At 40.4% G+C, this 12,613-nt stretch carries 13 protein-coding genes; 7 read left to right on the top strand and 6 right to left on the bottom strand.

What is annotated here, in order from left to right; genetic code table 11:
- Positions 1-7: 7 nt before the first annotated feature.
- The 3 genes from ACXAFE_RS11875 to rpmG all read left to right on the top strand — a co-directional run bounded on the left by ACXAFE_RS11875 (position 8) and on the right by rpmG (position 1,832).
- On the top strand, positions 8-1,066 hold the full coding sequence (locus tag ACXAFE_RS11875; protein ID WP_475152813.1) for an efflux RND transporter periplasmic adaptor subunit: 1,059 nt from the start codon (positions 8-10) through the stop codon (positions 1,064-1,066).
- A gap of 361 nt (positions 1,067-1,427) precedes the next feature.
- Complete coding sequence (gene rpmB, locus ACXAFE_RS11870; RefSeq protein ID WP_010562023.1) at positions 1,428-1,664, top strand: 50S ribosomal protein L28; 237 nt, start codon at positions 1,428-1,430, stop codon at positions 1,662-1,664.
- Positions 1,665-1,676: 12 nt separating this feature from the next.
- Entirely contained in the window at positions 1,677-1,832 is a 156-nt protein-coding gene (rpmG, locus tag ACXAFE_RS11865) for a 50S ribosomal protein L33 (protein WP_005493124.1), read from the top strand.
- A gap of 241 nt (positions 1,833-2,073) precedes the next feature.
- On the opposite strand, the gene ACXAFE_RS11860 is transcribed toward rpmG, so the two are convergent.
- Positions 2,074-4,095, bottom strand: coding sequence for a tetratricopeptide repeat-containing diguanylate cyclase (locus ACXAFE_RS11860; protein WP_475152807.1), 2,022 nt, complete (start codon positions 4,093-4,095; stop codon positions 2,074-2,076).
- Between the two features lie 126 nt (positions 4,096-4,221).
- On the bottom strand, positions 4,222-5,142 hold the full coding sequence (locus ACXAFE_RS11855; protein WP_475152803.1) for a manganese-dependent inorganic pyrophosphatase: 921 nt from the start codon (positions 5,140-5,142) through the stop codon (positions 4,222-4,224).
- 166 nt (positions 5,143-5,308) lie between these two features.
- Between ACXAFE_RS11855 and ACXAFE_RS11850 the strand changes: the two genes are divergently transcribed.
- Together ACXAFE_RS11850 and mutM are read left to right on the top strand one after the other, a co-directional pair.
- Complete coding sequence (locus tag ACXAFE_RS11850) at positions 5,309-5,770, top strand: hypothetical protein (protein ID WP_475152800.1); 462 nt, start codon at positions 5,309-5,311, stop codon at positions 5,768-5,770.
- 8 nt (positions 5,771-5,778) lie between these two features.
- Positions 5,779-6,588 (top strand): bifunctional DNA-formamidopyrimidine glycosylase/DNA-(apurinic or apyrimidinic site) lyase, encoded by an 810-nt coding sequence (mutM, locus tag ACXAFE_RS11845; protein WP_475152796.1) that lies wholly within the window; start codon positions 5,779-5,781, stop codon positions 6,586-6,588.
- 36 nt (positions 6,589-6,624) lie between these two features.
- On the opposite strand, the gene ACXAFE_RS11840 is transcribed toward mutM, so the two are convergent.
- The 4 genes from ACXAFE_RS11840 to ACXAFE_RS11825 all read right to left on the bottom strand — a co-directional run bounded on the left by ACXAFE_RS11840 (position 6,625) and on the right by ACXAFE_RS11825 (position 10,477).
- Positions 6,625-7,826, bottom strand: a protein-coding gene (locus tag ACXAFE_RS11840) for an IS3 family transposase (RefSeq protein ID WP_475149860.1) whose coding sequence is annotated in 2 segments (ribosomal slippage) — positions 6,625-7,478 and positions 7,478-7,826 — 1,203 coding nt in all. Because the reading frame shifts where the segments join, the coding sequence is not laid out codon by codon here.
- A gap of 101 nt (positions 7,827-7,927) precedes the next feature.
- Positions 7,928-8,428, bottom strand: a complete 501-nt coding sequence (locus ACXAFE_RS11835) for a DUF3299 domain-containing protein (RefSeq protein WP_138629960.1) — start codon at positions 8,426-8,428, stop codon at positions 7,928-7,930.
- Positions 8,429-8,435: 7 nt separating this feature from the next.
- Complete coding sequence (locus ACXAFE_RS11830) at positions 8,436-9,794, bottom strand: ABC transporter permease (RefSeq protein WP_475152792.1); 1,359 nt, start codon at positions 9,792-9,794, stop codon at positions 8,436-8,438.
- A complete protein-coding gene (locus ACXAFE_RS11825; protein WP_475152788.1) occupies positions 9,791-10,477 on the bottom strand; it encodes an ABC transporter ATP-binding protein in 687 nt (228 codons plus the stop codon). The genes ACXAFE_RS11830 and ACXAFE_RS11825 overlap by 4 nt, the downstream gene beginning before the upstream one ends.
- Positions 10,478-10,676: 199 nt before the next feature.
- Between ACXAFE_RS11825 and ACXAFE_RS11820 the strand changes: the two genes are divergently transcribed.
- Both ACXAFE_RS11820 and ACXAFE_RS11815 read left to right on the top strand, forming a co-directional pair.
- Entirely contained in the window at positions 10,677-11,777 is a 1,101-nt protein-coding gene (locus ACXAFE_RS11820) for a phosphoribosylaminoimidazolesuccinocarboxamide synthase (RefSeq protein ID WP_475152783.1), read from the top strand.
- A gap of 149 nt (positions 11,778-11,926) precedes the next feature.
- On the top strand, positions 11,927-12,610 hold the full coding sequence (locus ACXAFE_RS11815; protein WP_475152779.1) for a CPBP family intramembrane glutamic endopeptidase: 684 nt from the start codon (positions 11,927-11,929) through the stop codon (positions 12,608-12,610).
- The last annotated feature ends 3 nt before the right edge of the window (positions 12,611-12,613 follow it).

Raw genomic sequence — 12,613 nt, 5'->3', positions numbered from 1 at the left:
TACCAAGATGAATAAACCATTAAATACGCTGTTAGTTGCTTCATCGCTGTTGGTTGCACCTTTATATGCATTACCAACGGTTGCGGTTAAATTGGTCGAACAAGCGCCACTTGTTCAAACCGTGGCTTTGAACGGCACCTTAAGAGGTAAAGGCGATGTTGATTTAACTGTTGGCACCGCGGGTAAGCTTAGTTTTGTTGCAGAGCCTGGTGCTAAGATAAAGCAAGGTGATGTGATAGCGCGAATTGAAATGCTACCGCTTGAATTAGAAGCGGCAGAGCAGCGCATTATGATTAAGCGTGCTGAAGTTAATTTAACTTATCAACGCCAAGAGCTTGAGCGGCTAAAAAAATTAGCTAAGACCAGCAGTGCAGCGGCAAACCAAGTTGATTTAGTACAAAGTCAGCATGACTTAGCACTCACCGATATTGAGCTGGCAAAAGTGAAGCTGAAACAAATTGAAGATCGCATGGCGCGAGCGACAGTGGTTGCACCATTTGACGGCATAGTCAGCAAACGCTTTTTATTAGCTGGCAGTGATGCAAGCCGTGCCGATAAGTTGGTGCATTTTATTGATATCAATAACTTGGAAGTACGCTTTTATGCACCGGTAAAGTACTTGGCATATGCAGCGGTTGGCCAAAACGTTAGCTTAAGTAGCGGCAGCTTTGATAATTTGCAAACCGGTAAGGCAAGGGTAAGCGCAGTTATTCCAGCCACAGATTCGCGCTCGCAGACATTTGAAGTGCGCGCTAAGCTGGTCAAAAACAATAAAATGAGTTGGGCCAGCGGCCAACTTGTTGATGTTGATTTTAATATTGAAAAAACACAACCAAGCTTATTAGTTGAGCGTGATGCGCTTATTTTAAGAAAAGCAGGTGTTCATGTTGTAAAAATACAAGATGACAATAAAGCACAACAAGTTGCCGTGGAAGTTGGCCAAGGGCAAGGCAGTAAAGTTGAAGTGCGTCCTGTAACATTGGAGCAATTAAAACTAGGCGATAAAGTTGCGACCAGAGGCGCTGAAAGACTCACATCAGGACAAGAAGTGTTAGTGCAAGAGTAAGCTTAATTAAAAACTTTGACACAAAGTGAGAAAATTTATTGTCACTTTGTACCTTTGCTTACGAAATTAGTTGGCTAATTTAGCTCTATTTGTAAAAAGAAAACTCGAAAAAACAGGCTGTTTTGCTTAATTCGCGGAAATAGTGAAAATAAAAGCAAGTTTTACTTTCCCTCGGGGCAAGAGATCACTATAATTAGCCGCTATAAAATTTACACATGAGCTGAACTAAAGATCGGGTTTCTTGATCTTAGCCTGTATTTGCTGTATAAAGAGCGCCCTTTGATTAATTCCGGGGCAGAAACGTACACAAACCTCGGAAGAAATGATTTAGCTCGAGCGAAGTTATTGGAGATAAATAGACATGTCTAAAGTCTGTCAAGTTACAGGTAAGCGTCCAGCGGTAGGTAACCACCGTTCACACGCTCGCAATGCGACTAAGCGTCGTTTTTTACCTAACCTACAAACTCACCGTTTTTGGGTTGAAAGCGAAAAGCGTTTCGTTACATTACGTACTACTACTAAAGGTATGCGTATTATCGATAAGAAAGGCATCGACGCGGTATTAGTTGATATCCGTGCTCGCGGCGAAAAAGTATAAGGAGCTTGAGTCATGCGTGATAAGATCCGTTTAGTTTCTACTGCTGGTACTGGTTATTTCTACACTACCGACAAAAACAAGCGTAACATGCCTGAAAAAATGGAAATCAAAAAGTACGATCCAAAAGTACGTAAACACGTGATTTTCAAAGAAGCAAAAATCAAGTAATTGTGATTTGCTGAAAGAATTAAAAAAACCCGAGTTTATCTCGGGTTTTTTATTGCCTGAATTTTAAGCCAGCTTAATTTAATAATACCCACTCGCTTAAGTAAGTGTTTTATTTTTACGTTGTAAAGTAGCGTTAATGACGGGAGAAGTTTTGCTATTGAGTGGTTCTAATTGGGAATTGGCATCATCAAGTGTTTAACTTTAACAATGCTTGAGATGTTAGTAGATTATAGCTTTCAGCTCATTTCTTATTGCGACTGGTAACAGTCTTACTTACAATCATATCGTAGTTATTAATCACACTTGCTAGGTTGATTTGATACAAATCTAATAGTTCACCTTGATTTCGTCCCGCCTGCTTTGCTTTGTATAGTGCTTGATCTGCAAGTTCTAGGGCAAAGTCTAATGTTGTCTCATCATAAATATTGACGTTGGAAGCAGCACCAATTGATACCGAAATTGAAACGTTATGCAGCTCAAATGTAATGGGTTCTGAATTAGTGATAGCTAATAGTTTTTTTATAAGCTGAGCATCAGCTTCTAGGTTGCTATTTTCAATCACCAGTAAAAATTCTTCACCACCCATACGAATCAGATTATCTTGCTGGCGAATGGATTGCCGAATGCGCTGGCAAAATTGTTTCAGTACCTGGTCGCCACAGGCGTGGCCATAGGTATCGTTGAGTGATTTAAAGTGGTCAATATCAAGGGCGAATAAGCTAAAGCTAACTTCAGGTACATTCAGCATACGCTCGCGCTGTTGTACTTCAAAAAAGCGACGGTTTAAACCTTGGGTAAGCGGATCGATAAAGCGTTCTTCATTGAGCTTAGTATTGTGTTTGGTTAGCTTTTTATTGGATGTATTTAGCTTGCGATAAAAAAACGACAAAATAATAAAGGCCAACAAAGTGATAACAGCACTTAATACCCATATTCGTTTTTGCAATGACTTGTTTTCAATTTCAGTATTTTTGCGCTGATTATCAAACGCTAATTGCTCAATTTCTTGATCCTTTTGTGCCACCTCGTAAAGCTCTTTAATGCGTAGCATACGGCTCTCGCGTTCGGTGTTAAATATTTTATCGCTCAGTTCTTTGTAGCGCAGCTGTGCTTTATATGCTGCTTCAAAATTTTCAATGCTGGCCATCGCTTCCGACCAAGATTTATAGTTATCTGCCAACAAGCTAATCATTTTATACTCTTCAAAATAGCTATTGCCTTTATCGAAGTACTCTTGAGCTAGGTCGAGCTGATTTAAATAAACATTATTAATCGCCATAATTGAGTAGGCGTGCGCAGCGAGGGTTTGATAGTCACTTTGTTGTGCATATTGCAGCGTCTTTTCTGCGTAGTCATTTGAAAGCGCAAGCTCGCCTTCAGTAAAGGCAATTGCAGCTAAATTGCTGTAAATTTCGTGAATGGCATCTTGGTTTTCAAGCTTTTTAGCTTGTTCAATAGCGTCTAGGTAAATGGCTTTTGCTTGCGCTGTATTACCTTGGCTATTCAGAATAAACCCTCTATTTTGATACAGACCTAAAATGGCATTTTGTTGGTCAACACTTTTATACCAATCAATCGCCCATTGATTATTTATTAATGCGTCGTCAAAAAAACCTAGCTCTGCTTCTGAAATTGCGATAATGGCTCTGCTGGTGGCTTCTCGGTAATTGTCTTTATTAACGTTAGCAATGGTCATTGCTAATTTTGCTGCCTCAATTGCCGCCGAGTGCCTGCCTGTATCTTGTGCCATCATGGCAAAGCTGATGGCAATCCAGTATTTAAGCACAGGTGTTTGTGCATTGAGTGCATAGTTAAATGATTGCTCAATGTAGAGATCGTATTGCTTAGCATCTTTTTCAAAATAATAGCGCCAAGATTTACAAAAGCTGGTCGCTGCAGAAATAGCGGGATCTGAGGCTGAGCTGATAGTCAGTGCCAGTAAACTTTGTTCTGTTTGTTGGTAGGCATCTTGTTGGTTATTCACCAGTTCAAGATAGCAGCGGTAACTTAATAAGTAGGCGAGGTCGTTTAAATTATTTGTCGGATTTTGTTCATTAAACTGATTCAGCGCAGCCAGCATTTCAAGGTTGTCTTGATTGTGTTTAATCGAAAGCTGTTCAATGCGACTTTCGTAATTAGAGAATATTAAGTTACTTTGCTTTTGAATGTGTGCGCTAATATTTTGCTGTGTGGCTTGCTCTGTCTCTGTCGCATCAAGCGCAGCTGCAAATAAAACACAAAACAAAAATACTATTAATGGCATCGCAAACTTAACTAATTACATTTACATAAGCATAGAGCTTAATTGATAGCTTGCATAGCGAAATAGCGCTTTATCTTAAGCATTAAAAAAGGCGCTAAACGCGCCTTTTTTGTTACTAAAGCTTAATTAAGCGAATGCATCTTGTAGTGGTGGTACAACTTGCTTCTTGCGGCTTAGTACGCCATCTAACCATACACGGCTTTGCTCTGGTGCAACACCGTAAGCACGCTCAACAATGCCTTCGTCATCAGACGCGATGAGCATTTGTGAACCTTCTTTCATGATATCTGTAAGTAGTAAGAATACAGAATGACGGCTGCCTTCTTCTTTAAGCTTTGCAATATCTGCTTCAAGATCAGCTTTGATGTCGTCGAATACCGCTAGGTCGATAACTTCTAACTGACCGATACCGACTAGGTTACCGTTCATATTGAAGTCTTTAAAATCACGCATAACTAGGTCGCGAGCTGGTGTGCCTTCAACTGCAGACTTAACTTTAAACATGTCCATGCCGAATGCTTTGTAGTCTTCGATACCTGCAATTTCAGCTAATACTTCAACACATTTAATGTCAGCAGTAGTACAAGTTGGTGACTTAAAGATAACCGTGTCAGATAGGATTGCACCTAACATAAGGCCCGCGATGTTCTTTGGAATTTCAACACTGTAGAAGTCATACATCATCTTGATGATGGTGTTTGAACAACCTACAGGACGGATCCAACACTCAAGCGGTGTAGATGTCGTTAAATCGCCCAGTTTGTGGTGGTCAACAACACCCACAACCGTTGCTTCATCAATATCATCTGGTGCTTGTGTTTTTTCAGTGTGGTCTACAATGTAAACCTCTTCACCTGCGTAGCTCATTTTAAGCTCAGGTGCTTCAAAACCAAATGTGTCTAAAATGAACTGAGTTTCAGGTGATACATCGCCTAAACGTGTTGCGATTGCTGCTTCACCAATTTGATTCTTTAAATATGCAAGTGCAATTGCACCGCAGATAGAATCTGAATCAGGGATCTTATGACCCACTACATACATTGCCATGGACGGAACTCCTTAAATTTTGGCGCATAGTTTAGCAAAAAAATGACCTTTTAACAGCGACAGAAATTACTCATTTGGTATTACTTATACACTACCTAAACTGATGCTAAAACTGCTTGTTTCATATAGACTTAGTAATACTGTAATACGCGCGTTTAGGATCGAAATGATTAGGCTTGGAAGAACTGGCTGGAATAATGTAATTATTTTCGCCATGCTGCTAATGATTTTTTTGTTTAATGGACTGCATCATAAGATTATCTCGACGTCTGATGATGAGGCTACTCAACCATTGTTACCACCCAATAGCGCGGTACTGACCTATCAATACAGTGATTTCAAAATTGAGCGTATCGGTACGAGTTGGCGCACTAATAAGCAGCTAAATCTTGATATTGAATTGCTTGATTTAAACTGGCGTCAAGCAAGTGGTGAGATGATACCGATAGTTGATGACAAGTCCTCGGCACTCTCAACTGTGGAACTTTACATTGCAGGTTATGATCGCAGTTTGGTGTTTGATGTATTTACTACGCCAGATGGCTGTTTTGTTGATGACAATCAAGCGCGTCGTTTAAAATTAGATAAACAAACCTGCAATCAGTTATTTCCTACAACGGAGTTTTAGAGTTTTTTATGCCTGAATTACCAGAAGTTGAAGTAAGCCGTTTAGGCATTACGCCACATATGCTAAACCAAACGGTGAAACAAGTGCGCGTGCATCAAGCACAATTGCGTTGGCCGGTGCCAGATGGTGTTTATCAACTTGAAGGTAACGTAATTACAGACATTAGCCGCCGCGCAAAATACCTAATGATTAGTGTGGATACTGGCAGTGTTATTTTACACTTAGGCATGTCTGGTAACTTGAGGGTGGTTGATAATTCTGTACCACTCAAAAAGCATGATCACATCGAAATAGAGCTCGAAAATGGCAAAGTGCTACGCTTAAATGATCCTCGTCGTTTTGGCGCTTGTTTATGGCAAGCAGCGGGTGAAGTTCATAGCAGCTTATTGAAATTAGGCCCAGAACCATTAACCGACGAATTTGATGCTGATTATTTGTATGAAAAATCCCGTCAAAAGCAAACTGCAATAAAACAGTTTTTGATGGATAACAGCGTGGTTGTAGGGGTTGGAAATATTTACGCCAATGAATCTTTGTTTAAAGCAGGCATTCATCCTAAACGTGCGGCTGGCAAAGTCTCTAAAAAGCGTTACCAACAATTAGTGCCTATCGTAAAGCAAACGTTAGCGGATGCCATTGAACAGGGTGGCACAACACTGAAAGACTTTGCTCAAACTGATGGCAAGCCAGGCTATTTTGCACAGAAGTTATTGGTGTATGGGCGTAAAGGTGAGCCGTGTGTAACCTGCAAAGAGCCGCTGCTCGAAATACGCCAAGGACAACGCAGTACGGTATATTGTAAAAATTGTCAGAAATAGAGTGACCCATCCTAGCATGGGTTGACACTTTTAATATTAAAACGCTCGATGCACTTCATCGGGCGTTTTGTATTTTAAAGCCGTGTGTGGCCTTCTTTGATTATAGATATCAATGGATTGTTTCACCATTTTCGCAGCTTCTTCCAAGTTATTAGGCTTTGTCAGTAAATACTCGTTTTTCAGTATACCGTTTACGCGTTCCGCCAAGGCATTTTGGTAGCAGTCATATCCATCTGTCATTGAGCACGTTATGCCATATTCTTCGTGTATGCGTTGGTATTCATGTGAGCAATATTGAATACCTCTATCTGAATGATGGATAAGAGGTGAAGTGACTTTTCTATTTTTTAACGCTTGTTTAAACGCCTGTTTTACTGAACTCGTTTTTAAATTATCACTTAGGCTATAACCCACTATTTTTCTAGAGTAAGCATCTGTTACTAGACTTAGATAGGACTCGCATTCTTTCGTTGGCAGGTAAGTGATATCCGCCACCCATAATTGCTCTGGACGAGTTAATTCAATCCCATCTTTTATGATGTTTGGGTGTTTATAAAATCGATGCAGACTCTGTGTTGTTCGGTGATAGGCGCGCTTAGTTAGCACTAATAAGCGGTTTACTCTCAGTAAGGCAAACAAGTGGTCTCGGCCAATGTGTAGCTCTGACTGTTGCATTATGTACTGTAACTTTCTGGTACCAATGCGAGGATGAGTCATCCGCTGTGCCTTTACGAACGATAATACTCGTTGCTCAAACTGCTCTTTTATTACCGCCACTTTACAGCGTTTATAATAAGCTTGTCGTGTTATACCCAAGTACTTACACGCCTTGGTCACTGACAGTTTGGCTATGACTTTTGATTCAACAACCTGTCGCGTTGCTTTTTTGTGATACGTACCCCAAAGTCTTTATCAAGCACATCGACAATTTTCTCGAAGAACTCGGCTTTTAACTTGGTATCTTCTAACTCTTTCTCAAGGGCTTTAATCTTTTGCTCTGGTGTTAAATCTTTAGGCTCTGACATACCGGTAGCCTCACTCATGTGATTAGGTGTTCCCTTACTCCAATCTAGTCGACCATGCTTACGAAGCCAAACTAAAACTGTTGAAGCACCTTGGATACCATAGTGGTCTTGCGCTTGTTTGTATGTACACTCGCCTTTTTCTACTTTTTCCACAATTGATAATTTAAAGGCAAGTGAATAATCTTTTTGAGTTCTCTTAGATATAGGGTTCATAACATTCTCCAAATTTAAGTTGGAAAAGTGTCAACCGTATTTAGGACTGGTCAGAGTTAAAACAAAAAAGGCGCCGTAGCGCCTTTTTTGTTTAGACGTATTTAAAGGTCAAATGGCGCAACGCCTACACCTTCGATGCGATAACCCACTTTAGCCAGTTCACCTTCCCAGCTTTCGGTTTTCATTTTACCGGTGACAGAAATGGCATCGTAAAGGCTTTCAATTGGCACACCATCTTTAAAGGTTACATGCACAATTTGGTTTGGTGGCGGCGGTGGTACATGAATACAGGCGCCAAAATAAGGTACTAATAAAAATTCAGTGATGACTTCATCATTGCCTTCAAGTGGCACCACAAAACCAGGTAATGTCACCATGGTATTATTCAGCTCTTTTACAATAGGCGCGTTTAAATCGGGTTGCACCCAGTTAGCTTCAGAGTTTTCATTGTGTGCAGCTTGCCCTTCAACTGGTGATGATGAATAGCCTTTAGGAATGAGGTCTTCCCAGTAAAGCTCTTTTGCTTTTCCATTGGCAAACAGCTGATTACTTAATAACGTTATTAAGGCAAAAAAAGTAAACAATAGCGAATGTCGTTTCATATAATTCTCAAACTTTTATGGTTAAGCCATCGCTCAATGCGTAACGATATGCTTTGTAAGCAGGTAAACAACCAAATAAGGTGCCAAGCAAAATAATACCAGCCAATAAACTCATTTGATATTGGCTAAGTGCCATAAGCTGCAAGTGAATACCACTAATGCTGCCAAGCATATTAGCAAGCAACGCGATTACAAGATAATAAAATGCGATGGCCAGCAGGGTAGCACACACTGTGATTAATAGTGCTTCTAACCCGAGCAAAGTAAATATGGTACGTGGCGAAGCGCCCACTGAGCGTAAAATCGCAAGCTCGCGGCGGCGCTGGCTTAAACTTGCTAATAAATTAGTCAACATGCCAAGTAAAGCAATAACGACAACAGCCCCCGAGATAACCAATAACGCTTTTTCAAATACACCGACCACTTCCCATAGTTGGCGCAAAGTAAACTTTGGCATAATCGCCAGCAGTGGCTCTTCTTTGTATTGGCTGATATTACGTTGTAGTTGCAGTGCAAAAATTGGACTTTTTAGGCCTAATAAAAATGCGCTGATCTGTTTTGGTTGGCCGGTGAGTTCCGCATTTGATAGGGCAGGCAGTTTGTTATGTTCATCGCTTTGTTCGCTGTGGTGTTGATGATCATCATGGTGGTCATGGTCATGGTCATGGTCATGGTTATGGTTATGATGTTCATCTGCTTGATGCTTTTTGCTAATGCTGGGCGCTGTTGCTGAGCCATGAATATTATCAATTGCAACGAGTGGCACATGCACACTGTTATCAACCGCCGTGCCGGTGGCCGCTAATATACCCACAACTTTAAATGGGTGATCGTCATGATGGTGAAAACTGGTATTGCCAGCACCATGCGACAGTACAATCGAGTCACCTAAATGGTAATGCAGTTTTTTAGCTACATTGCTGCCAAGCACCACATGATTTACTTGTTCAAAAGCGTGCCCTTTTGAGAATGTGAGGTTTTGCTTATTGGCATAACGGTAATGAGTAAAGTAGTCATTATTGGTACCAATAACGCTAAAACCTCTGTGGCTATCGCCAAGTGAAAGTGGAATTGCCCATTTTACTGAGCGCTTGCTAGTAATATCTTGATAGCTTTTGAAGCTTAAATTGTTAGTTGGGTGACCTATGCGAAATACCGAAAAAAGTAATAATTCAGTGCTACCGGTGCGGGCACCGACAATTAAATCGGTACCTGATACCGTATTATTAAAGCTCGCTTTAGCATCAACACGGGCACGTTCAATTAGCAGTAAAAGTGTAATACTTAGGGCAATCGCGATGGTGGTTATCGCAATACTTGAAAAACGATTTAGTAAGCTTTTGCGTGAGAGGGTTAACAAGTTCATAGTGCTTGCTCCTGCATAAAACTTGAAAGCGCAACTTGCCTATCAAATAAATTAGCAAGGGTTTGGTCATGGCTGACAAACAAAATACTGGTTTGATTATTATTAGCTTGCTCAAAAAGCTGATAAATAAACTCTTCTCGGGCGTCGTTATCAAGGGCTGAAGTTGGCTCATCGGCAATGATTAGCTCAGGTTCACCGAGCAAGGCGCGTGCTGCGGCAACGCGTTGTTGTTGCCCGATGCTTAGTTGACTGACTGGCTTGGCAATATTTTGTTCACTTAAACCAAGCGCCATTAATAATGTTGTCGCTCCTTTTTTGACACTGCCGTATTTTACAGTGGCTTTTTCAGTACGTATTTTTGAGAACTCACACCCTAGAGTCACGTTTTCGGTCGCCGATAAAAAAGGGATTAAATTAAATTGCTGAAAAACATAACCAATATGATCTGCGCGAAAGCGGTCTTTTTGTTTTTGTGACAGAGTAGAAAAAGCGGTGTCTAAAATCGAGATTGAGCCGCTGTTTTGCTGTTGCACCCCGGTAATTAGCGAAAGCAAAGTTGATTTACCACTGCCGCTTGGGCCGTAAATAAACACATGTTCGCCTTTTGCTAAGGCAAAATCATGCAGTACAAATAGACTGCGAGCACCTGGGTAAGAAAAAGTGAGATTGTTTATCGCTAACATGACTGCGCAAAATTAGTTTACATTGGTGTGATACTATAACAACAACACCTTGAAACCAATCTTTTGCGATAGCGATTCATGCGCTTGCTTTTTTTGTTCAATTATTGAGTTTAGAGTGACTTTTCACTAAAATTGGCGCACCCCAATTTAGAGCGTATAACGCGCTTTTCTAGTATCAAAAATATCTTTTGGAGTTTCCATGAGTTCATATAAGGTTTTGGACGTAAATGACGATTTACCGATCCGTACCAAAGGTAAGGTTCACAGCGGTAAAGTTCGCAGTGTTTATTGGTTAACTGAGCAAGACAGCGTTCGCTTAATCGAAGAAAAAGGTTACAACATTCCAAAAGATACACCACTCGCATTGATGGTTATTTCAGACCGTATTTCAGCGTTTGACTGTATTTGGCAAGGTGAAAATGGCCTAAACGGTGTGCCAGGTAAAGGTATTGCACTTAACTCAGTGGCATCTCACTGGTTTAAATTATTTGACGAAGCAGGCCTTGCTGGTAACCACATTGTTGATATTCCACACCCTTATGTATGGATTGTACGTAAAGCTGAAACCGTTCGCGTTGAAGCAATTGCACGCCAATACATTACGGGTAGCATGTGGCGCGATTATGCAAAAGGCGTTCGCAACTTCTGTGGTATTGAGTTACCAGAAGGCCTTGAAGCAAATCAAAAGTTAAACGACGTACTTATTACACCTTCAACCAAAGGTATTATTACTGATGTGCCAGAAGTGCCGCCAGTTGATGATGTAAACATTACACGCAAAAACATTACTGATAACTTAGCGGCATTTAACTTTAAATCAGAAGCGGATGTAGCGCAGTACGAAAAGTTACTAACAGAAGGTTTTGCTTTAATTAGTAAGCAATTAGCTGAGCTTGACCAAATTTTTGTCGATACTAAATTTGAGTTTGGTTATGTAGATGAAGTTGATGGTTCTCAAAAACTAATTTATATCGATGAAGTTGGTACACCAGATTCATCACGTATTTGGGATGGACCTGCTTACCGTGATGGTAAAATTGTTGAAAACTCAAAAGAGGGTTTCCGTCAGTTATTAATTAATAACGTGCCGGACAGCGATGTGTTACTTAATAAAGATCGCATGGACGAACGTGAAGAACTTGCTAAAGGTTATAAACTACCGGTCGATGTGATGATGCAAGTGTCAGATACTTATGTTGGTATTGCGAGTAAAATTGTCGGTAAACAATTAGAAATCCCAAGCGACCCGCGTCAAGAAGTGATCGATATTCTTGATAAAGAGTATGGTCTAATCGACTAAGCTTTAATGCGCCTTAATAACCTTATTTAGGGCGCTCTATAATATATCGCCTATTTTTATCTCACTAAACTCATTTAACTTAGTCATTTCACATTAAATTCATTAAATTCTTAACGTGCCTTTCTATACTGTAATAGGAGGGCACGCTATTGAAACTCGATCCTACCCGTTGGGCACCTAAGCATTATTACAAACGCATTTTGATTTGCGAATTTGTATTTTTATTCTTTTGTTTACCCGTATTTTTATATTTTGTACGCGATGTGATCGCACCTTACTTACTGCTTTTTTTAGTATCGGTAGTAGGGTGGTGTGTTTTACTGTTGTTAAGTGACCCGCGTTTTAAGCGTTTTCGCCTTTGGAATCCGGTACAGCTTAAATTATCGCTCGATAGGGTAGTTGCTACTTTTTTAGTTGCGGCGCTATTGATGATGATAGCTAGTTGGTATTTTACGCCCCAATGGTTCTTTACGTTACCCACGCAACAAACTAAATGGTGGTTCTTACTGTTAATTCTTTACCCTATTTTTTCAGCTTGGCCGCAGGAAGTGATTTTTCGTACCTTTATGTTTCATCGTTATAAACGAGTCTTTAAAAGTAAGCAGTTACGCGCATACTTAAGTGCTACAAGTTTTGCATTGGCACATTTACTCTTTGCGAATTGGATAGCGGTGGTGGGGGCTTTTATTGCTGGTTTAGTATTTTCATTTACCTATATTCATTCACGCAGCACCTTGTTAGTGGTAGTTGAGCATAGTTTATGGGGATGTTGGTTATTTACTGCTGGGCTCGGCATGTATTTTGATAGCACAATGCGTTTATACGGTGAATAAATC

This window comes from Pseudoalteromonas sp. ABV4_021 (genome assembly GCF_056159365.1).
This window is presented reverse-complemented; position numbering and strand designations above follow the sequence as displayed.

Bases quoted from the DNA above. Each gene is read 5' to 3' on its own strand.
- ACXAFE_RS11875 (WP_475152813.1), top strand. From the start codon at position 8: ATGAATAAACCATTAAATACGCTGTTAGTTGCTTCATCGCTGTTGGTT.
- rpmB (WP_010562023.1), top strand. From the start codon at position 1,428: ATGTCTAAAGTCTGTCAAGTTACAGGTAAGCGTCCAGCGGTAGGTAAC.
- rpmG (WP_005493124.1), top strand. From the start codon at position 1,677: ATGCGTGATAAGATCCGTTTAGTTTCTACTGCTGGTACTGGTTATTTC.
- ACXAFE_RS11860 (WP_475152807.1), bottom strand. From the start codon at position 4,095: ATGCCATTAATAGTATTTTTGTTTTGTGTTTTATTTGCAGCTGCGCTT.
- ACXAFE_RS11855 (WP_475152803.1), bottom strand. From the start codon at position 5,142: ATGGCAATGTATGTAGTGGGTCATAAGATCCCTGATTCAGATTCTATC.
- ACXAFE_RS11850 (WP_475152800.1), top strand. From the start codon at position 5,309: ATGATTAGGCTTGGAAGAACTGGCTGGAATAATGTAATTATTTTCGCC.
- mutM (WP_475152796.1), top strand. From the start codon at position 5,779: ATGCCTGAATTACCAGAAGTTGAAGTAAGCCGTTTAGGCATTACGCCA.
- ACXAFE_RS11835 (WP_138629960.1), bottom strand. From the start codon at position 8,428: ATGAAACGACATTCGCTATTGTTTACTTTTTTTGCCTTAATAACGTTA.
- ACXAFE_RS11830 (WP_475152792.1), bottom strand. From the start codon at position 9,794: ATGAACTTGTTAACCCTCTCACGCAAAAGCTTACTAAATCGTTTTTCA.
- ACXAFE_RS11825 (WP_475152788.1), bottom strand. From the start codon at position 10,477: ATGTTAGCGATAAACAATCTCACTTTTTCTTACCCAGGTGCTCGCAGT.
- ACXAFE_RS11820 (WP_475152783.1), top strand. From the start codon at position 10,677: ATGAGTTCATATAAGGTTTTGGACGTAAATGACGATTTACCGATCCGT.